General features: G+C 51.5%; 23 protein-coding genes and 2 tRNA genes. 5 read left to right on the top strand and 20 right to left on the bottom strand.

The window, feature by feature from the left end:
* Positions 1-20 precede the first annotated feature (20 nt).
* The gene (gene rimP, locus AC07NP_RS14575; protein ID WP_203359850.1) at positions 21-473 is read right to left on the bottom strand and encodes a ribosome maturation factor RimP; all 453 of its coding nucleotides are present in this window, start codon (positions 471-473) and stop codon (positions 21-23) included.
* Positions 474-680: 207 nt separating this feature from the next.
* Positions 681-757: transfer RNA gene (locus AC07NP_RS14570), tRNA-Met, on the bottom strand.
* Positions 758-1,104: 347 nt separating this feature from the next.
* Here AC07NP_RS14570 and argG point away from each other — a divergent pair.
* Positions 1,105-2,448: an argininosuccinate synthase gene (gene argG, locus AC07NP_RS14565; RefSeq protein ID WP_494660893.1), complete on the top strand. Its 1,344-nt coding sequence runs from the start codon at positions 1,105-1,107 to the stop codon at positions 2,446-2,448.
* Positions 2,449-2,672: 224 nt separating this feature from the next.
* On the opposite strand, the gene AC07NP_RS14560 is transcribed toward argG, so the two are convergent.
* The 6 genes from AC07NP_RS14560 to rlmE form a co-directional block, all read right to left on the bottom strand.
* Positions 2,673-2,759 (bottom strand) — tRNA-Leu (locus tag AC07NP_RS14560).
* A gap of 13 nt (positions 2,760-2,772) precedes the next feature.
* Positions 2,773-3,105, bottom strand: coding sequence for a preprotein translocase subunit SecG (gene secG / locus AC07NP_RS14555; RefSeq protein ID WP_494660892.1), 333 nt, complete (start codon positions 3,103-3,105; stop codon positions 2,773-2,775).
* 227 nt (positions 3,106-3,332) lie between these two features.
* A complete protein-coding gene (glmM, locus tag AC07NP_RS14550; RefSeq protein ID WP_494660891.1) occupies positions 3,333-4,670 on the bottom strand; it encodes a phosphoglucosamine mutase in 1,338 nt (445 codons plus the stop codon).
* The gene (gene folP / locus AC07NP_RS14545) at positions 4,663-5,511 is read right to left on the bottom strand and encodes a dihydropteroate synthase (RefSeq protein WP_494660890.1); all 849 of its coding nucleotides are present in this window, start codon (positions 5,509-5,511) and stop codon (positions 4,663-4,665) included. The genes glmM and folP overlap by 8 nt, the downstream gene beginning before the upstream one ends.
* 98 nt (positions 5,512-5,609) lie before the next feature.
* Positions 5,610-7,541, bottom strand: a complete 1,932-nt coding sequence (gene ftsH / locus AC07NP_RS14540) for an ATP-dependent zinc metalloprotease FtsH (protein ID WP_203359846.1) — start codon at positions 7,539-7,541, stop codon at positions 5,610-5,612.
* Between the two features lie 99 nt (positions 7,542-7,640).
* Positions 7,641-8,270, bottom strand: coding sequence for a 23S rRNA (uridine(2552)-2'-O)-methyltransferase RlmE (gene rlmE / locus AC07NP_RS14535; RefSeq protein WP_192613617.1), 630 nt, complete (start codon positions 8,268-8,270; stop codon positions 7,641-7,643).
* Between the two features lie 126 nt (positions 8,271-8,396).
* Between rlmE and yhbY the strand changes: the two genes are divergently transcribed.
* Positions 8,397-8,690, top strand: a complete 294-nt coding sequence (yhbY, locus tag AC07NP_RS14530) for a ribosome assembly RNA-binding protein YhbY (protein ID WP_004139797.1) — start codon at positions 8,397-8,399, stop codon at positions 8,688-8,690.
* A 155-nt stretch (positions 8,691-8,845) separates the two neighbouring features.
* Here yhbY and greA read toward each other — a convergent pair whose 3' ends face one another.
* Positions 8,846-9,322 carry a transcription elongation factor GreA gene (greA, locus tag AC07NP_RS14525; RefSeq protein ID WP_192613618.1) on the bottom strand — a complete coding sequence of 159 codons (477 nt, stop codon included), beginning with the start codon at positions 9,320-9,322 and terminating at the stop codon, positions 8,846-8,848.
* A 250-nt stretch (positions 9,323-9,572) separates the two neighbouring features.
* Between greA and dacB the strand changes: the two genes are divergently transcribed.
* On the top strand, positions 9,573-11,006 hold the full coding sequence (gene dacB, locus AC07NP_RS14520; protein WP_494660889.1) for a serine-type D-Ala-D-Ala carboxypeptidase: 1,434 nt from the start codon (positions 9,573-9,575) through the stop codon (positions 11,004-11,006).
* 81 nt (positions 11,007-11,087) lie between these two features.
* Here dacB and cgtA read toward each other — a convergent pair whose 3' ends face one another.
* From cgtA to rplU, 4 genes are all read right to left on the bottom strand, one after another.
* The gene (gene cgtA / locus AC07NP_RS14515; protein WP_203359844.1) at positions 11,088-12,260 is read right to left on the bottom strand and encodes an Obg family GTPase CgtA; all 1,173 of its coding nucleotides are present in this window, start codon (positions 12,258-12,260) and stop codon (positions 11,088-11,090) included.
* 15 nt (positions 12,261-12,275) lie between these two features.
* Positions 12,276-13,241, bottom strand: a complete 966-nt coding sequence (locus tag AC07NP_RS14510) for a DMT family transporter (RefSeq protein ID WP_192613621.1) — start codon at positions 13,239-13,241, stop codon at positions 12,276-12,278.
* 128 nt (positions 13,242-13,369) lie between these two features.
* Positions 13,370-13,627, bottom strand: coding sequence for a 50S ribosomal protein L27 (gene rpmA, locus AC07NP_RS14505; RefSeq protein WP_003025030.1), 258 nt, complete (start codon positions 13,625-13,627; stop codon positions 13,370-13,372).
* A gap of 19 nt (positions 13,628-13,646) precedes the next feature.
* The gene (rplU, locus tag AC07NP_RS14500; RefSeq protein ID WP_203359842.1) at positions 13,647-13,958 is read right to left on the bottom strand and encodes a 50S ribosomal protein L21; all 312 of its coding nucleotides are present in this window, start codon (positions 13,956-13,958) and stop codon (positions 13,647-13,649) included.
* Positions 13,959-14,215: 257 nt separating this feature from the next.
* Between rplU and ispB the strand changes: the two genes are divergently transcribed.
* Both ispB and sfsB read left to right on the top strand, forming a co-directional pair.
* Entirely contained in the window at positions 14,216-15,187 is a 972-nt protein-coding gene (gene ispB, locus AC07NP_RS14495) for an octaprenyl diphosphate synthase (protein ID WP_192613622.1), read from the top strand.
* 228 nt (positions 15,188-15,415) lie between these two features.
* The gene (gene sfsB, locus AC07NP_RS14490) at positions 15,416-15,700 is read left to right on the top strand and encodes a DNA-binding transcriptional regulator SfsB (RefSeq protein ID WP_203359841.1); all 285 of its coding nucleotides are present in this window, start codon (positions 15,416-15,418) and stop codon (positions 15,698-15,700) included.
* 58 nt (positions 15,701-15,758) lie between these two features.
* Here sfsB and murA read toward each other — a convergent pair whose 3' ends face one another.
* From murA to mlaF, 7 genes are all read right to left on the bottom strand, one after another.
* Complete coding sequence (gene murA, locus AC07NP_RS14485; RefSeq protein ID WP_203359840.1) at positions 15,759-17,018, bottom strand: UDP-N-acetylglucosamine 1-carboxyvinyltransferase; 1,260 nt, start codon at positions 17,016-17,018, stop codon at positions 15,759-15,761.
* Between the two features lie 53 nt (positions 17,019-17,071).
* Positions 17,072-17,326: a BolA family iron metabolism protein IbaG gene (gene ibaG / locus AC07NP_RS14480; RefSeq protein WP_192613625.1), complete on the bottom strand. Its 255-nt coding sequence runs from the start codon at positions 17,324-17,326 to the stop codon at positions 17,072-17,074.
* A gap of 126 nt (positions 17,327-17,452) precedes the next feature.
* Entirely contained in the window at positions 17,453-17,746 is a 294-nt protein-coding gene (gene mlaB, locus AC07NP_RS14475) for a lipid asymmetry maintenance protein MlaB (RefSeq protein WP_203359839.1), read from the bottom strand.
* Positions 17,746-18,381, bottom strand: coding sequence for a phospholipid-binding protein MlaC (gene mlaC / locus AC07NP_RS14470; protein ID WP_494660888.1), 636 nt, complete (start codon positions 18,379-18,381; stop codon positions 17,746-17,748). Before mlaC ends, mlaB begins: the two co-directional genes overlap by 1 nt.
* 18 nt (positions 18,382-18,399) lie before the next feature.
* Positions 18,400-18,957 carry an outer membrane lipid asymmetry maintenance protein MlaD gene (mlaD, locus tag AC07NP_RS14465; protein ID WP_203359837.1) on the bottom strand — a complete coding sequence of 186 codons (558 nt, stop codon included), beginning with the start codon at positions 18,955-18,957 and terminating at the stop codon, positions 18,400-18,402.
* A 4-nt stretch (positions 18,958-18,961) separates the two neighbouring features.
* Positions 18,962-19,744, bottom strand: coding sequence for a lipid asymmetry maintenance ABC transporter permease subunit MlaE (gene mlaE, locus AC07NP_RS14460; protein ID WP_045448070.1), 783 nt, complete (start codon positions 19,742-19,744; stop codon positions 18,962-18,964).
* Between the two features lie 7 nt (positions 19,745-19,751).
* Complete coding sequence (gene mlaF / locus AC07NP_RS14455) at positions 19,752-20,564, bottom strand: phospholipid ABC transporter ATP-binding protein MlaF (RefSeq protein ID WP_192613628.1); 813 nt, start codon at positions 20,562-20,564, stop codon at positions 19,752-19,754.
* Between the last annotated feature and the right edge of the window lie 105 nt (positions 20,565-20,669).

Below are 20,669 nucleotides of genomic sequence, written 5' to 3'. Positions count from 1 at the left end.
TTTCACCTCAATCCAGACTGTTAAAAGTGGGGAACCAGGTTCGCCTTCTGGATATTACTCAGCGCGAACACTTCATCTTTACCTTCGACTGTGACAGTGATCATTTCACCGTCCACCGCTTTGATAACGCCCTGCCATTTACGACGGTTTTGTACCGCCATACGAAGCACCAGTGCAACTTCTTCACCCAGGAAACGTACGTAGTGTTCGGCAGTGAACATTGGACGGTCGAGGCCCGGAGAAGAAACTTCCAGGTTGTAGGCCACGGTAATCGGATCTTCGACGTCCATTACCGCACTGACCTGGTGGCTCACATCAGCACAATCATCAACATTGATGCCATCTTCACTATCAATATAGATGCGCAGTGTGGATGTGCGACCGCGAATAAATTCGATGCCGACCAGCTCGTAACCTAAGGCTTCAACTGGCGCTGTAATCATCTCTGTTAATTTTTGCTCTAATGTGGACAAGCCCACCCCCAAGACATAAAAAAAGGGCCTAAAGCCCAGTTATTCTGTAGTCAGATAACAAAAAACCCCGATAAATCGGGGCTTTAGATAACTGAACCCTATAACCGCAACTGCGGTCTGGAGAACCTTCCGAAAGAATTTTTTTCAAATCCAGCTACGAAGGCCATAGTCTTCACAGTATATTTGAAAAAGAACTCTAAGGGAAAGTGGTTGCGGGGGCCGGATTTGAACCGACGACCTTCGGGTTATGAGCCCGACGAGCTACCAGGCTGCTCCACCCCGCGCCTGAAACGTGGCAAATTTTACTCGCTTTGGGTAAAAAATGCAAATACTGCTGGGATTTGGTACCGAGGACGGGACGTAAAATCTGCGCACATTATAGTGATCCAGAGCGCATTATGTCAACCAGGTTAATAATATGCACATTAATGAATAGCCGTGTTCTCCCCGTAGTGTCGAAGCCAGATCAACGCAGAGATACAATCTGAGGCATTTATTAACGAAATTATCACGAAGCTCTTCCTGTCACCCGTAAAAGATGATTAAATGAAAACTCATTTATTTTGCATAAAAATTCACTGAGAACAGAAAACCGATCTCTTCATCAGTCAATCAAGCAGGATTTTATTTTATGACGACGATTCTCAAGCATCTCCCGGCAGGTCAACGTATTGGTATCGCTTTTTCCGGTGGTCTGGACACCAGTGCTGCGCTGCTGTGGATGCGACAAAAAGGGGCTGTCCCATATGCATATACTGCAAATTTGGGTCAACCGGATGAGGATGACTACGACGCCATTCCTCGCCGTGCAATGGAGTATGGCGCAGAGAACGCTCGCCTGGTTGATTGCCGTAAACAATTAGTTGCGGAAGGGATTGCTGCCATCCAGTGCGGTGCATTCCATAACACCACCGGCGGGCTCACCTATTTCAACACGACGCCATTAGGTCGCGCCGTGACCGGCACCATGCTGGTTGCCGCCATGAAAGAAGATGGCGTCAACATTTGGGGCGACGGCAGCACCTATAAAGGCAACGACATTGAGCGTTTCTATCGTTATGGTTTGCTGACCAATGCCGAACTGCAGATCTACAAACCGTGGCTGGATACCGATTTCATTGATGAACTGGGCGGTCGCCACGAGATGTCTGAGTTTATGATTGCCTGCGGTTTCGACTACAAAATGTCCGTTGAGAAAGCCTACTCCACCGACTCCAACATGCTGGGCGCAACTCACGAAGCGAAAGACCTGGAATTCCTTAACTCCAGCGTCAAGATCGTTAACCCGATTATGGGTGTGAAGTTCTGGGATGAAAACGTGAAGATCCCGGCAGAAGAAGTGACCGTACGTTTTGAACAGGGCCATCCGGTTGCCCTGAACGGCAAAACCTTCAGCGACGACGTTGAGATGATGCTGGAAGCCAACCGTATCGGTGGTCGTCATGGTCTGGGTATGAGCGATCAAATTGAAAACCGTATTATCGAAGCAAAAAGCCGCGGCATCTATGAAGCTCCAGGAATGGCGCTGCTGCACATCGCTTACGAGCGTCTGCTGACCGGTATTCACAACGAAGACACCATTGAACAGTATCATGCACATGGCCGCCAGTTAGGTCGCCTGCTGTATCAGGGTCGCTGGTTCGACTCCCAGGCACTGATGCTGCGTGACGGTCTGCAACGTTGGGTGGCAAGCCAGATTACCGGCGAAGTGACTCTGGAACTGCGTCGCGGTAACGACTACACGATCCTGAATACCGTCTCCGACAACCTGACCTATAAGCCAGAACGTCTGACGATGGAAAAAGGCGACTCCGTGTTCTCTCCTGACGATCGTATTGGTCAGTTGACCATGCGTAATCTGGACATCACGGATACCCGCGAGAAGCTGTTCGGGTATGCGCAGTCCGGCTTACTTTCCGCCTCTTCTACGACGGGTCTGCCGCAGGTTGAGAACCTGGAAAATAAAGCGAAGTAATCGCTTTCTCGAGAGAAGATTAAAGCCGCGAAAGCGGCTTTTTTATGGTGTGAAGCTGGGGAGACAGGCCTGATAAACATAGCGCCATCAGTCATTGCACTCTCTGCTAAATGTCGGATGGCGGCACAAGCGCCTTATCCGACCTACAAGTCAACAGATTAGGCCTATGCCCTACGCTACAGACGAAAAAAAAGACGCTTTTCAGCGTCTTTTTTTCGGAATATTGGTACTGAGGATGGGACTCGAACCCACAAGCCCGTTAGGGCACTACCACCTCAAGGTAGCGTGTCTACCAATTCCACCACCTCAGCACGGATACTACTATTAGTGTGGGATATCGCTGGTCGGCTTAGCCGGAGCAGCTGGCTGAGTTTGCTCAGTTTTCACTGGAGCACTCAGATTTTCCCACTCACTTCCTTTATTGGTTTTGTTGCTGTTGATGTTACCCAGCACCAGACTGATAACGAAGAACAAGGTTCCAAACAGCGCTGTCATTCGGGTCATGAAGTTACCAGAACCACTTGAACCAAACAGCGTACCGGAAGCGCCTGCTCCAAAGGAAGCACCCATATCAGCGCCTTTACCCTGCTGCAGCATGATCAAACCAACCAATACAATTGCTACGACAAGGAAAATACCTAAAAGAGCTTCGTACATAATCAACCTGTTCCTTGCGGAGTTGCCGCGTACCAATGCTTCAACCAATAAAGCGGGACCATTTACTGTTTCCCACTGAAGCGGGTGTGAATACTAACCAAAGCGAATGACCTTCGCAAGGGCAATTTAAGCGCATTGTATCAACTGCGGAAAAAAACAGCAAAACTGTCGTTTTCTGCAACTAAAAGGGCAGCAACTGCCGCCTTTTTAGTCACTTAATACCCGCATTAAGCCGCTTTTACCGCATCAGCGATACGGTGAGCGAATTCGGTCACCTGGGCTTCATCTTCGCCTTCAACCATGACACGAATTAACGGCTCAGTACCGGACTTACGCAGCAGCACGCGACCACGGTTGCCCAGTGCGGTTTCAACTTCAGCCATAACAGCCTTAACCGTTTCGTTTTCCAGCGGATCGCCACTACCTGCGGTGTAGCGCACATTCACCAGAATTTGCGGGAACATTTTCATACCGCTGCATAAATCGTGCAGACTCATATGATTACGTACCATTGCGGCGAGAACCTGCAGACCGGCCACGATACCGTCACCGGTGGTTGTTTTGTCCAGCAGGATCACATGACCGGAGTTTTCCGCACCGATACGCCAGCCTTTTTCCTGCATTTTCTCCAGCACATAGCGGTCACCCACTTTGGCACGGGCAAACGGAATGCCAAGCTGTTTTAACGCCAGCTCCAGTCCCATATTGCTCATCAGCGTGCCCACCGCGCCACCGCGCAACTGACCCTGACGCAAACCTTCACGGGCGATGATATACATGATTTGATCGCCGTCGACTTTATTACCTTCGTGGTCAACCATGATCACACGATCGCCGTCGCCATCCAGTGCAATACCAATATCCGCTTTTTCCGCGAGCACACGCGCCTGCAGCGCCCGCACGTCAGTAGCACCCACTTCTTCGTTGATATTGACGCCATTTGGCTCGCAACCGATCGTGATGACATTCGCGCCCAGCTCACGTAACACATTAGGAGCAATGTGATACGTCGCGCCATTAGCGCAATCCACCACGATCTTGAGCTCATTGAGGCTCAATTCGTTCGGGAAGGTCCCTTTACAGAATTCGATGTAACGCCCGGCAGCATCCACGATACGGCTGGCTTTTCCCAGCTCTGCAGAGTCCACACAGGTGATCTCTTTTTCCATCTCCGCTTCGATGGCTTCCTCAACCGCATCTGGCAGCTTGGTTCCGTCGATGGAGAAGAATTTAATCCCGTTGTCGTAGAATGGGTTGTGTGAAGCAGAAATAACAATCCCGGCTTCTGCACGGAAAGTGCGCGTCAGATAAGCCACCGCAGGGGTAGGCATTGGCCCGGTAAAGGACGCGGATAAACCTGCCGCCGCAAGGCCCGCCTCTAACGCAGACTCCAGCATGTAGCCAGAAATACGCGTATCTTTACCGATAATAATTTTACGGGAGCCATGGCGCGCCAGTACCTTCCCTGCGGCCCAACCCAGCTTAAGTACAAAATCAGGGGTAATCGGCGCATCGCCTACGCGACCACGGATCCCATCGGTACCAAAATACTTGCGATTACTCATAACGTTTATTTCCCTTCGCAGACAGGGTGGCCTCAACCACGCGCATCGCTTCAACAGTTTCTTTTACATCGTGGACGCGAACTATGTGCGCGCCCTGCATGGCTGCAATTACCGCACACGCCAGGCTGCCGCTAAGGCGCTCTGACGGCCCCACATTTAGCAGCTGACCAATCATCGATTTTCGCGACATCCCCACAAACAGCGGTAGTCCAAAATGATGAAACTCTGACAGGCGAGCCAGTAAAGCATAATTATGAGAGAGATTTTTACCGAAACCGAACCCCGGGTCGAGCAACAATTTATCTTTTGCGATGCCCGCCTGCTCGCAACGTGCGATCTGCTCGACAAAGTAGCGATTAACCTCCGCAAAAACGTCATCGTACTTCGGCGCATCCTGCATCGTTTTAGGGTTGCCCTGCATATGCATTAGCGATACCGGTAGCCCAGTTTCTGCCGCAGCTTCCAGCGCGCCAGGTTCGCTCAGCGAACGGATATCGTTAATGATGTGCGCCCCCACGCGGGCAGACTCACGGATCACTTCCGGTTTAGAGGTGTCGACTGAAATCCAGACTTCAAACCGTTGAGCAATCGCTTCAACGACCGGGATCACACGTTCCAGTTCCTCTTCCACACTGACATAGGCCGCGCCGGGTCGCGTTGATTCGCCGCCAATATCAATAATAGTTGCTCCGGCATTAATCATCAGATTCGCATGTTTCACCGCCTCAATCAGCGTGTTGTGCGTTCCACCATCTGAGAAAGAGTCTGGCGTGACATTCAAAATCCCCATGACGTGAGGATGGCTGAGATCCAGCGAAGTCCCCTGGGCAAAGAGTTTCATGGTGTTATCCCTGGTATGAAATGGGTTAAGCAGATAAGAAAAACCCCGGAGCAAGCCCCAGGGTTTTCGATAAAAACGCAGTCATCAACAACGCGAACTTATTTGTCGCCTAACTGCTCTGACATGTTGCCCGGGTTCGGCGTACGCGGCTCTTCAGTCGGACGCGGCGCACTCGGGGTGCCATTGTTGCCAGAGTTGTTAGAAGTACCGGACTCATCCCAACCCGCAGGCGGGCGCACATCGCGACGAGCCATCAGATCATCAATCTGCGGCGCATCAATGGTCTCATATTTCATGAGTGCATCTTTCATCGAGTGCAGAATGTCCAGGTTATCGTTCAAAAGACGACGCGCGCGGTCATAGTTACGTTCAATCAGCAATTTAACTTCCTGATCGATAATGCGCGCGGTTTCATCGGACATATGTTTTGCTTTCGCAACAGAACGTCCCAGGAACACTTCGCCTTCTTCTTCCGCGTACAGCAATGGACCCAGTTTTTCAGAGAAGCCCCACTGCGTCACCATGTTGCGTGCCAGGTTAGTCGCGACTTTAATGTCGTTCGACGCACCGGTAGAAACGTGTTCTACGCCGTAGATGATCTCTTCCGCCAGACGACCGCCGTACAGCGTAGAGATCTGGCTTTCCAGTTTCAGACGGCTGGCGCTGATCGCGTCGCCCTCAGGCAGGAAGAAGGTCACACCCAGCGCACGGCCACGCGGGATAATCGTTACTTTGTGTACCGGATCGTGTTCCGGTACCAGGCGACCGATAATCGCATGGCCTGCTTCGTGGTACGCGGTAGACTCTTTCTGCGCTTCCGTCATCACCATGGAGCGACGTTCCGCACCCATCATGATTTTGTCTTTCGCTTTCTCGAACTCAACCATTGATACAACGCGTTTGTTGCCACGAGCAGCGAACAGTGCCGCTTCGTTCACCAGGTTCGCCAGGTCTGCACCGGAGAATCCTGGGGTACCGCGGGCAATGATTGCCGCATCGATATCCGGCGCCAGCGGTACGCGACGCATGTGAACTTTCAGGATCTGCTCACGACCGCGAACATCTGGCAGGCCAACCACAACCTGACGGTCGAAACGGCCAGGACGCAGCAGCGCCGGGTCCAGAACGTCCGGGCGGTTAGTTGCCGCAATAACGATGATACCTTCGTTACCTTCGAAGCCGTCCATCTCAACCAGCATCTGGTTCAGGGTCTGCTCACGTTCATCGTGACCGCCGCCCAGGCCCGCGCCACGCTGGCGGCCTACGGCATCGATTTCATCGATAAAGATGATGCACGGTGCTGCTTTCTTGGCCTGTTCGAACATGTCACGCACACGAGATGCACCGACACCCACGAACATTTCAACAAAATCAGAACCGGAAATCGTAAAGAAGGGAACCTTCGCTTCACCCGCGATGGCTTTCGCCAGCAGGGTTTTACCGGTACCCGGAGGACCGACCATCAGGACGCCTTTCGGGATTTTACCGCCCAGTTTCTGGAAACGACTCGGTTCACGCAGATATTCAACCAGCTCAGCCACTTCTTCTTTCGCTTCGTCGCAACCAGCAACGTCAGCAAACGTGGTTTTGATCTGATCTTCTGTCAGCATGCGCGCTTTGCTCTTACCGAACGACATGGCGCCTTTGCCACCGCCGCCCTGCATCTGACGCATGAAGAAGATCCAGACGCCGATTAGCAACAGCATCGGGAACCAGGAAATGAAGATTGAAGCCAGCAGGCTTGGCTCTTCTGGTGGTTCGCCAACAACTTTAACGTTTTTAGTCAGCAGGTTATCAAGCAGCTTCGGATCGTTAACCGGTATGTAAGTCGTGTAACGGTTACTATCTTTCTTGGTAACGTTGATCTCACGTCCGTTGATACGCGCTTCACGAACCTGGTCCTGGTTGACCTCTTGCAGGAAGGTAGAATAATCCACCTTACGGCCATTAGACTCGCTGGGCCCAAAGCTCTGGAATACTGACATCAGCACGACGGCAATGACCAGCCAGAGTATTAGGTTTTTCGCCATGTCACTCAAGGGATTAACCTCTTATTACAACTGTGTTAAAAACAGCGTCAGGATACTCTATATCCAGTGTCTTTCAAACTTTCGTTTGAAATCTACCGGTTATGGTTTTCGCCCGGTCGCTACAATGTACACTTCACGTGAACGCGCACGAGAAGAGTCCGGCTTACGAACTTTCACCTTCGCAAACAGGGAGCGAATTTCTCTTAGATACTCATCGAATCCTTCGCCCTGGAACACTTTCACTACAAAACTACCACCTGGCGCTAATACATCACGAGCCATTCCAAGCGCCAGTTCTACCAGATACATCGCCCGGGGAATATCGACCGCCGGTGTACCACACATATTTGGCGCCATATCAGACATGACAACTTGTACTTTACTGTCACCGACACGTTCAAGTAACGCTTTCAGGACTAATTCATCACGAAAATCGCCCTGAAGGAAGTCTACACCAACGATTGGATCCATCGGTAAAAGATCACAAGCGATAATGCGACCACTGTTCCCTATCTGCGTAACCGCATATTGAGACCAACCACCGGGTGCAGCACCGAGATCGACAATCGTCATCCCCGGTTTAAAAATCTTGTCACTTTGCTGTATTTCATCAAGTTTAAACCAGGCACGAGAACGTAACCCTTTTTTCTGTGCCTGCTGAACATATTTATCGCTAAAGTGTTCCTGTAGCCAGCGACTGGAGCTGGCAGAACGCTTTTTACCTGTCATTTCACTTTCCCATCGGGGCAGTTCATCGTAACTAACGGTGTAAATTTCTACACGGCTATTTGGTGATATAAGGGAGATGGCGGTAGAATGACCCGTTTTCAATCCCAACCTAAGCAAAAATATACGATGAATCTGAGTACTAAACAAAAACAGCACCTGAAAGGTCTGGCACATCCGCTCAAGCCTGTAGTTATGCTTGGCAATAATGGTTTGACCGAAGGGGTACTGGCCGAGATTGAACAAGCGTTAGAGCACCATGAACTTATCAAGGTGAAAATCGCCTCGGAAGATCGCGAAACCAAAACCTTGATCGTGGAAGCTATCGTACGCGAAACCGGCGCCTGTAACGTACAGGTCATCGGTAAAACGCTGGTACTGTATCGCCCGACTAAAGAACGTAAAATCTCGCTGCCACGCTAAGAATATCCTAAAGTTGAACACGAAGTCTGTGTAAAACGAGGGGTTTTCTGCAAGCAGGAGAGCAAAATGCCACGCTCTGTTCGTTGATAAAAGGCCGCTATGCGGCCTTTTTCCTTTCTTTACAATACATCAACAACCTGAGTATTGGGTAATTCTTACAGGTATTCTACCTTAATCACTTCATATTCCACTTCGCCGCCTGGCGTTTTGATCACCACAACATCATCCTGCTCTTTGCCCACCAGGCCACGCGCGATAGGTGAGTTCACGGAAATCAGGTTCTGTTTAAAATCCGCTTCATCATCGCCAACGATGCGGTAAGTCTGCTCTTCGTCAGTATCGAGGTTCAGAACGGTGACGGTGGAACCAAAAATCACGCGACCATTGTTTGGCATTTTAGTGATGTCGATGACCTGCGCATTGGACAGCTTTGCTTCGATATCTTTAATGCGTCCTTCGCAAAAACCCTGCTGCTCACGCGCGGCGTGATACTCAGCATTCTCTTTCAGGTCGCCGTGTTCACGCGCATCGGCGATAGCGGCAATAATTTCAGGACGGCGCACAGATTTCAGAAAATCCAGCTCTTCGCGCAGTTTTTCAGCACCACGTAAGGTCATCGGAATAGCTTGCATTTGTTATACCTCTTGAACATTCCTGTAGGGGGGCGATAAACCCTGCCCCGGCTGCTAAGCCCGCCCTGGCATGACGCCACACCAGGACCAGAAGCAAAAAAATACCGACCCGGGGCGCAAGGTCCCAGGTCAGCTACAATTCTCTATTTGATAGTCATTTTACCCTGGAGTTCCCTATGGGTCATCGTTTACTTTTCAGGGCAATGCGCCGTAGTATGACGGCTTGTTTCCAGGTTGTTAGCGCGAGATTATGCGATTTTCCAGATTTATCATCGGATTGACCACCAGTATAGCGTTCAGCGTCCAGGCCGCGAATGTTGACGAATACATCAATCAACTTCCCGACGGGGCCAATCTTGCCTTAATGGTACAGAAGGTCGGTGCCCCCGCGCCCGCCATTGATTATCACAGCCAGCAGATGGCGCTTCCCGCCAGCACGCAAAAGGTGATCACCGCGCTGGCGGCATTGATCCAGCTTGGCCCCGACTTTCGTTTTACCACCACGCTGGAGACAAAAGGTTCGGTGGAAAACGGGGTATTGAGCGGTGACCTGATTGCACGATTTGGGGCCGATCCGACGCTAAAACGTCAGGATATTCGCAATATGGTCGCCACCCTGAAGAAATCTGGCGTGACGCAAATTTCTGGTAATGTCCTCATCGACACCTCCATTTTTGCCAGCCACGATAAAGCGCCCGGCTGGCCATGGAACGACATGACGCAATGTTTTAGCGCGCCACCCGCTGCCGCCATTGTCGACAGGAACTGCTTCTCGGTTTCGCTTTACAGCGCAGAAAAAGCGAATGATTTAGCGTATATCCGCGTGGCATCGTATTACCCGGTGACGATGTTCAGCCAGGTTCGCACGCTACCGCGTGGCTCTGCCGAAGCGCAATATTGCGAACTGGATGTCGTCCCCGGTGATTTAAATCGCTTTACGCTTACCGGCTGCCTGCCTCAGCGTAGCGATCCTCTTCCGCTGGCCTTCGCGATTCAGGATGGCGCCAGTTATGCCGGAGCAATCATCAAAGATGAGCTAAAACAGGCTGGGATCACGTACAGCGGTACGCTGCTGCGCCAGACATTGGTCAACGAGCCCGGAACGGTTATTGCCAGTAAGCAGTCAGCCCCTTTACATGATCTGCTTAAGATTATGCTAAAAAAATCAGACAACATGATCGCCGACACGGTGTTCCGTATGATTGGCCACGCGCGCTTTAACGTCCCAGGGACATGGCGTGCAGGATCCGATGCAGTTCGCCAGATCCTTCGTCAACAGGCAGGGGTTAATATTGGCAACACCATTATTGCCGATGGCTCTGGCCTTTCCCGCCATAACCTGATCGCCCCAGCCACCATGATGCAGGTGCTGCAATACATTGCCCAGCACGACAATGAACTGAACTTTATCTCCATGCTGCCGCTGGCGGGCCACGATGGTTCTCTGCAATACCGTGCAGGGCTTCATCAGGCAGGCGTAGATGGCAAGGTATCGGCGAAAACGGGTTCACTGCAGGGGGTGTATAACCTGGCGGGCTTTATCACTACCGCCAGCGGACAAAGGATGGCATTTGTGCAGTATCTTTCCGGGTATGCCGTAGAGCCAGCTGACCAACGCAACCGTCGTCTTCCACTGGTCCGTTTTGAAAGTCGTTTGTATAAAGATATTTATCAGAATAACTAGATGAGTGTTGCCGGATAGCGCTTATCCGGCCTACAAGACTGGCATAAAAAACCCCGGCATGGCCGGGGTTTTTTATGGAGATTAGCGTTTGTAGATGAACTCGACGCCTTCTTCGTCGTCTTCATCCCAATCTTCATCCCAGTCATCTTCCGCTTCGTCTTCGACTTCCGCGAGCTGCTGACGGTGATAATCGTCCCACATGAACTCGACTTTCTCTGGCTGTTTCGCTTCTTCAGCCTGAACAATCGGATTCTCAATGATAAAGGTCATCACATCCCAGCAGAGATCTTTCACACCTAACTGACTGGCTGCGGAGATCAGATAGTATTTATCTTCCCAACCCAGCGCTTCGGCGATAGCTTTCGCTTTTTCTTCCGCTTCCGCTTTGTCCATCAAATCAATTTTGTTGAACACTAACCAGCGCGGTTTGGAGGCCAGATCCTGACTGTATTTTTCCAGTTCGCCAATAATGATACGGGCATTCTCAACCGGATCAGAACCGTCAATCGGATCGATATCAATGAGGTGCAGCAGTACGCGACAGCGCTCCAGGTGCTTCAGGAAGCGAATCCCCAGACCGGCGCCTTCCGCAGCACCTTCAATCAGACCAGGAATGTCAGCAACTACGAAGCTCTTTTCGTTGTCCATACGCACAACGCCCAGGCTCGGCACCAGCGTGGTAAACGGATAATCCGCTACTTTGGGTTTCGCTGCAGAGACAGCGCGGATAAACGTCGATTTACCGGCGTTAGGCATCCCCAACATACCAACATCAGCCAGCAGCATCAGCTCCAGCATCAGATCGCGTTTATCACCCGGTGTACCCATCGTTTTCTGACGTGGAGTACGGTTCACCGAGGATTTGAAACGGGTGTTCCCCAGGCCGTGCCAGCCACCTTTGGCAACCATCAGGCGCTGACCGTGTTTGGTCATGTCACCCATTGTTTCGCCGGTACCCTGATCGATAACGCGCGTACCTACAGGCACTTTAACGGTGACATCTTTGCCGCGTTTACCGGTACAGTCACGGCTGGCACCATTCTGGCCACGTTCTGCACGGAACGATTTTTCAAAGCGGTAATCGATCAGCGTATTCAGGTTTTCGTCGGCTTCCAGCCAGACGTCACCACCATCACCACCATCACCGCCATCCGGGCCGCCTTTCGGGATGTATTTCTCGCGGCGGAAGCTGACGCAACCATTACCGCCATCACCTGCAACGACCAGAATCGATGCTTCATCAACAAACTTCATTTTACTCTCCGTAAATCATTCGCCTGAGCGGGGTTGCGAAACCACCGTTTCATGCTTACGTAATCCGCCCCAAATACGATGACCAATGGCGGAATACATCGCGCCCGCAACCACGACAAACGCACCGAGATAACCTAAAAGGTTTAACATCGGTCTGGCGAAGAAATCGGGCCAGGCCATAGATAATAGATCTGAAAATAACAGCGTAAACAGCGGCGTGAGCGTGATTAACGCGCTCACCTGCGCTGCTTGCCAGCGCGCCATCGCTTCCGCCAGGGCGCCATATCCTACCAGCGTATTCAGCCCGCAGAAAACTAAACACGCGAGCTGCCAGTCGCTAAGCTGCGATATCACCCCTGGCTTCGCCAAAGGCAATAACGCAATTGTACACAAAGTGTACAGCAAAAACAGAATCTGCTGTGAGGCCAGACGACGCAATAACACCTTTTGCGCGACGCCGTAGCTCACCCAGACTGTCGCCGCCCCGACACCAAAAATCACACCCCAGGTGTAATCCGTCAGTTTGGTAAATATCTCGAACAGACTGGTATTAAAGAACATCACCAGCCCGCTCAGAAGCATGATCGCGCCAACAACCTGCGTGCCACGCATTTTCTCCTTGAGGATAAATACGCTGGCGACCATCATGCCAACCGGTGACAGTTGACCGATAACCTGCGAGGCCGTGGGACTCAAATACTGCAGAGAAGAGCTGAACAGGATGAAATTCCCGAACAGCCCGCCTGTGGCAATGGCCAGTAATACCAGCCAACGCGGTTTACGAAAAATACGCAACGGCGGGAGCTTTCTTCTAACCGCAAGAATGGTCCCAAGACCGAGACTTGCCATTAGAAAACGGTAGAACACGACGGTAGGTGGTTCCATCACCTCCAGCACTTGCTTCATCGCGATTGGCAACGCACCCCAGCATATTGCGGTGGTCAGCGCCAAAAGAATACCAATGCCTGCCTGCTGCTTCATACCGTATTCCCTGCAAAACCTCGCTTTCCGAAAGATAACGGTACAGCGAGCATATTTACCGGTCGTCGAATGTAAAAAGCCCCGCAACACGTTGCGGGGCTTTTATCCGTTACCGGGACGCGAAAAATTTATTCAGCAACGATGCTGATGAATTTACGGTTTTTCGGGCCTTTCACTTCAAATTTCACTTTACCGTCTGCTTTGGCAAACAGAGTGTGGTCTTTGCCGCAACCAACGTTAGAACCAGCGTGGAATTTAGTACCACGTTGACGAACGATGATGCTACCAGCCAGAACTGTTTCGCCGCCGAAGCGTTTTACGCCCAGACGTTTAGCTTCTGAATCGCGACCGTTACGAGTCGAGCCGCCAGCCTTTTTATGTGCCATTTAATCTGCTCCCCTTAACTTAAGCGCTGATGCCAGTGATTTTCACATCAGTGAACCACTGACGATGGCCCTGCTGCTTACGGTAGTGTTTACGGCGACGAAACTTAACGATTTTAATTTTCTCGCCACGACCATGAGCAACAACTTCAGCTTTGATTACGCCGCCATCAACGAAAGGAACGCCGATTTTGACTTCTTCACCGTTTGCGATCATCAGAACTTCAGCGAACTCGATAGATTCGCCAGTTGCGATGTCCAGCTTTTCCAGGCGAACGGTCTGACCTTCGCTTACTCGGTGTTGTTTACCACCACTTTGGAAAACCGCGTACATAAAAAACTCCGCTTCCGCGCACACCTTTCAATGATTCAGAGTGCGCTATAAATATTCACAATAGGGCGCGAATATTACGCAAAACGCGAGCCTTTGACAAGAGCTAGCATCAATACATGAAGAAAAAAAACACAACACGTACGGTAACGTTTATCTATGGCGTTTTTTCAGTACAATCAGCATATATTCCTAACCCTAAACCCTAAGTTACCTTGTTGCACTGTGAGGTAATCGGGGCGATAAGCCCGGCTTTTGCGATGAATTTAGAAAAAATCAATGAGTTAACCGCGCAAGATATGGCGGGTGTCAATGCGACAATCCTTGAACAGCTCAATTCCGACGTCCAACTGATCAATCAGTTAGGGTATTACATCGTGAGTGGCGGTGGAAAACGCATCCGCCCGATGATCGCCGTCCTCGCTGCACGCGCCGTTGGTTACGAGGAGAAAAAACACGTCACGATTGCGGCCTTAATCGAGTTTATCCACACAGCAACCCTGCTTCATGATGATGTTGTGGATGAATCAGATATGCGCCGTGGGAAGGCAACGGCGAATGCGGCTTTTGGCAATGCAGCCAGCGTATTGGTGGGTGACTTTATCTATACCCGCGCCTTCCAGATGATGACCAGCCTTGGTTCGCTGAAAGTGCTGGAGGTGATGTCTTCCGCCGTCAACGTTATTGCAGAAGGTGAAGTCCTGCAGCTAATGAACGTGAACGATCCTGACATCACCGAAGAAAACTATATGCGCGTCATCTACAGCAAAACGGCGCGACTGTTTGAAGCGGCGGCGCAATGTTCAGGTATCCTGGCGGGTTGTAGCGACGAACAGGAAAAAGGGTTGCAGGATTATGGCCGCTATCTCGGCACCGCTTTCCAGTTGATTGACGATTTACTGGATTACAGTGCAGATGGCGAGCAGTTAGGTAAAAACGTGGGTGACGACCTTAACGAGGGTAAACCGACGTTACCTCTGCTGCATGCCATGCGTAATGGCACCCCAGAGCAAGCGCAGATGATCCGTAATGCCATTGAACAAGGTAATGGCCGACACCTTCTGGAACCTGTTCTGGAAGCAATGACCGCCTGCGGGTCACTGGAGTGGACACGTCAGCGTGCTGAAGAAGAAGCTGACAAAGCGATCGAAGCCCTTCAGGTTCTACCTGACACCCCATGGCGCGAGGCATTAATTGGCCTGGCGCACATTGCAGTGCAACGCGATCGTTAATCCCCTTTTCTCATCCCGTGCCATGCACGGGATGATTCATATACGTTCCATAAAATATCTAAAAACACCTCTACCACCCTTGATTCAACCGCTATTTTTCCTTGATATATTCTGAATATTCACCACCATTACATGAACATTTTAGAACATTCGTTCTCCGGGAGTATAGTGTCGATCACCTGCTGATTTTTCCAACCGCAAGTGACTGACCAAAGGAGTGAGGGATTGATGGAGAGCAAACTCATTGACTGGCATCCAGCCGATATTATTGCTGGATTACGTAAAAAAGGGACATCTATGGCTGCGGAATCACGCAAAAATGGGCTCAGTTCTTCTACCTTAGCGAATGCCTTAACCCGCCCGTGGCCTAAAGGTGAATTGATTATTGCACAAGCACTAGGAACGGATCCCTGGGTGATTTGGCCATCACGATATCATGATTCGCAGACACACGAATTTATCGACAGAACACGACTGATGCGCGCTCGCAGAGAGAAAAAGGTCGTAGAGTGAAGGGAAACGGTAATCCCCATCTTGTGTAATAAATGGGGATTACCGAAGCAGAAGACGATTATTCGCCTTTCACACGCTCAATGTTCGCACCCAGCGCACGCAGTTTATCTTCAATGCGCTCATAGCCGCGATCGATGTGATAAATGCGATCCACCACCGTGGTGCCTTCCGCAATACAACCCGCCAGCACCAGGCTCGCAGATGCCCGCAGATCCGTCGCCATTACCTGCGCGCCAGAGAGTTTTTCAACGCCATGGCAGATCACCGTGTTGCTTTCGATTTCTGCATGCGCGCCCATACGACTCAATTCAGGGACGTGCATAAAGCGGTTTTCAAAAACGGTTTCGGTGATGAATCCAGTCCCTTCCGCTACCAGGTTCAGCAGAGTGAACTGTGCCTGCATATCGGTCGGGAACGCCGGATGCGGCGCAGTACGCACATTGACCGCTTTCGGGCGTTTGCCGTGCATGTCGAGACTGATCCAGTCAGCGCCAACTTCAATGTCCGCGCCAGCATCGCGCAGTTTTGCCAGAACGGCGTCCAGGGTGTCTGGCTGCGCGTTACGGCAGACGATTTTGCCGCGAGAAATGGCCGCAGCCACCAGGAACGTACCGGTTTCAATACGGTCAGGCAGAACGCGGTAGACGCCGCCGCCCAAACGCTCAACGCCTTCGATGGTGATACGATCAGTGCCATGCCCGCTGACCTTTGCACCCATCGCAATCAGGAAGTTCGCGGTATCGACAATTTCAGGTTCACGAGCGGCGTTTTCGATAATGGTGGTGCCTTCTGCCAGCGTAGCGGCACACATGATAGTGACCGTCGCGCCAACGCTGACTTTATCCATCACGATATGCGCGCCTTTCAGGCGCCCTTCCACAGATGCTTTAACGTACCCTTCTTCCAGCTTGATGGTGGCGCCCAGTTGCTCCAGACCCGTGATGTGCAGGTCTACCGGACGCGCGCCGATGGTGCAACCACCCGGCAGAGAAACCTGGCCCTGACCAAAACGCGCCACCAGCGGGCCAAGTGCCCAGATGGATGCACGCATGGTTTTCACCAGGTCATAAGGGGCGCAGAAAACGTTCACATCACTGGCATCAATGTGCACAGAGCCATTGCGTTCAACTTTTGCACCCAGCTGGCTCAGCAGCTTCATTGACGTATCAACGTCTTTCAGTTTAGGGACGTTCTGAATTTCTACCGGCTCTTCAGCCAGCAATGCGGCGAAGAGGATCGGCAGTGCGGCATTTTTAGCGCCTGAAATTGTGACTTCGCCCTGGAGCGTGGTCGGCCCCTGAACACGAAATTTATCCATTATTCTGTTCTCTGTTAAGAATTCATACTCGCTACCGGTGAGTCACCCGTAGCTCAAAAACCGTTAAGTTTGCGATCGCGTGCCCACTCAGCAGGCGTAAACGTTTTGATCGACACGGCATGGATGCGGTTGTCCGCAATGTATTCCATCAACGGACCATAGACCGATTGCTGTTTCTTGACCCGGCTCATACCGTCAAACATCTCACCCACGGCGATAACCTGAAAGTGACTGCCATCGCCAGAGACGTGGACTTCCTGGAGGGAGAGTGCGTTCATCAGCACGCTCTGAATTTCATGATTTTCCATGGGCTCTTTATTCGTCAAATAGTGAAAACAGCCCAACATCTTAGAGCAAAGTGGCGCTGTCTTAAATAAGCAAAAAGCCCCGATGCGAAGACGATCGGGGCTTTCGATAGTAACGTACTGAAAAAATTAGCGTGGCAGCACGTCGTTGGGCAAATTGTAAAGCTCCGCCAGCGTATAAACTTTTTCGTCTACACCGCTAAGCGAAACGGTATTACCCTGCCGTTTTGCCTGATTAATGAGATGGACCAGTAACGCCAGCCCTCCCGAATCTACCCGGGAAACCTGGCTCAGATCGATGCAGGTGACACCTTTCATGACCTCCACACGTACATCCCATAACGGGTTTAGCACGTCCTGATCCAGTTCACCCGCTAACGCCAGCTTTTCACCTTCACGCGTCCAGCTGAGTGACTGCGTCATTATTTTTTCTCTTCCAGTGTGATTTTTTGTTGAGCAATGGATTTCAACTGTGCGGTCAGGCCATCAATGCCTTTGGTACGCAGCAGGTCGCTCCACTCATTCTGTTTAGTGGTGATCATGCTGACGCCTTCCGCGATCATGTCATAGGCCTGCCAGTGACCGGTTTGCGTGTTTTTACGCCACTGAAAGTCCAGGCGAACCGGAGGACGGCCGTTCGGATCATTGATGGTGACGCGAATCGGTACGATGGTTGCATCGCCCAGCGGTTGTTCCGGCGCAATCTGGTAAGTCTGACCATGGTACATCGCCAAAGCCTGACCATAAGCCTGTTTCAGGTATTCACGAAAGGCGACGAAATAGGCATCGCGTTGTGCCGGAGTAGCATCTTTGTAGTAACGCCCCAGAACCAGAGCGCCTGCGTATTTCACCTGTACATACGGCAGCAGTTCCTGATCAACGACATCACGCAGGTAATCCGGGTTAGCCCGGATTTTGGGCTGTTCATTTTTAAGACGGCTAAAAGTTTTTTGCGCCGCTTCGTCCATCTGTTTGTACGGGTTGGTCTGGTCAGCCGCCGTTGCAGCGCTCAGTGGTGCAATCACCAGCATCGCTACCATCATTAATCGTTTAAACATACGTCGATTCTCCTGAGATTATTTCGTTGCGCCCGCAGGCCCAGTAGCATCATTATTGCCTTCCGTTGCGCCAGGCGCATCGCCAGAATTCTTATTCTCATCACCTTTACTGTTGCTGTTGTAAAGGAACTGACCAATCATATCTTCCAGAACCATTGCCGATTTGGTGTCCTGAATGGTGCTGCCATCCTTGAGCATAGACGTTCCCAACTCTGGATCGTCGAAACCGACGTTCAGGGCCAGATATTGCTCACCAAGCAGACCGGAAGTACGGATGCTCAGGGAACTGGTATCAGGAATTTGGTTATAACGCTCTTCGATATCCAGCGTAACGCGTGGCAGATAGGTTTTCGGATCTAACGAGATGTCTGAAACCCGTCCCACAACCACGCCGCCAATACGAACAGGAGAGCGTTCTCTCAGTCCGCCAATGTTATCGAAAGTCGCATAAACCGTGTAGGTCGGCTCCGTACGCATGGAGGTCACGTTCGCCGCTTTCAGGCAGATAAAGAACGCCGCCAGCAGCGCAACCAACAAGAAGATCCCCACCCAAATTTCATTTTTTTTCGTTTGCATGAACTCAATTCCCAAACATCAGTGCGGTCAGCACAAAATCCAGACCGAGAACGGCCAGAGACGCGTGCACAACGGTGCGTGTCGTTGCCCGGCTAATCCCGGCAGAAGTCGGGATCGCGTCATATCCATTGAACAGTGCAATCCACGTTACCGTAATGGCAAACACCACGCTCTTAATCAAACAGTTCACAAGGTCCAGACGCCAGTCGACAGCGTTTTGCATCGCCGACCAGAAGAAACCAGCATCGATACCTTTCCAGCTTACGCCAACCAGCGATCCGCCCCAGATACCCACCGCCACAAAAATAATGGTGAGCAACGGCAACGAAATAACGCCAGCCCAGAAGCGCGGGGAAATCACCCGGCGCAATGGATCGACCGCCATCATTTCCATACTGGAAAGCTGCTCGGTCGCACGCATAAGACCAATCTCTGCGGTTAAGGCAGAGCCGGCGCGCCCGGCAAACAACAGCGCCGCAACAACCGGCCCCAGTTCACGCAGCAACGACAGCGCCACCAGCATACCGAGACTGGTTTCCGCACTGTACGTCGTCAGAACCAGATAGCCCTGCAGTCCCAGCACCATGCCAATGAACACGCCAGACACAATAATGATAAGCATCGACAAGACACCCACATTATAGAGCTGACGAATCAGTAACGGCGCATGCTTGCGAAACTCCGGCTTACCAACCACCGCATTGAATAACATTAACCCGGCCCGCCCGAACGTCCTGAGAGTTTTGATCCCTCTGTGTCCGAGTGATGCCAGCGCATTTAACAGCATGAGTGGCTTAACTCCCTGTTTCGAGTAAATCGGTGTGATAGTCGCCCGCGGGGTAGCGGAACGGAACGGGTCCGTCGGCGATACCGTCAAGGAACTGGCGTACGCGCGGGTCTGCGTTGTCTTGCAGCGCCTGAGCACTGCCATGAGCCACAATTTTTTTATCCGCCATGATAAAGGCGTGATCCGCAATACTCAGCACTTCGGGGACATCGTGAGAGACCACTACGCAGGTCACGCCCAGTGAGCTGTTCAGTTCTGAAATCAGCTTTACCAGCACGCCCATGGTGATAGGGTCCTGACCAACGAACGGTTCATCAAACATGATGAGATCCGGCTCCAGAGCAATAGCACGCGCTAACGCCGCCCGTCGCGCCATCCCGCCAGAAAGTTCAGAAGGCATTAATTTTGCGGCACCGCGTAGCCCAACGGCCTCAAGTTTCATCATGACGGTACTTTTGAGTAAAGCCGCGGGTAAATGCGTATGCTCACGCAGCGGATAGGCCACGTTATCAAACACATTCATGTCAGTGAACAGCGCCCCTGACTGAAACAGCATGCTCATACGCTTACGTACAGTGTATAGCCGTGAACGGGACATGGCGGGAACATTCTCGCCATCAAACAGAATCTCTCCTTTGTCAGGCGCGATCTGCCCACCGATCAAGCGTAACAGCGTGGTTTTACCGATGCCCGACGGCCCCATGATCGCTGTGACCTTTCCACGTGGCACCGTCAGGGAAATATTATCGAAAATACAACGATCGCCCCGGGTAAAGCTGACGTCGCGCATATCGACTAAATTCGCCACAGACTGACCCATTGATTCATCCTTCGTATTACTTTGTTGATCTCATCATGGCGTTGAATTTCACCATGAACCCAACATATTTACAGAATATTACCCGCCCCGGTTAGCTAAAGCTGG

It is taken from the genome of Citrobacter sp. GW821-FHT07H02, assembly GCF_059418505.1.
This window is presented reverse-complemented; position numbering and strand designations above follow the sequence as displayed.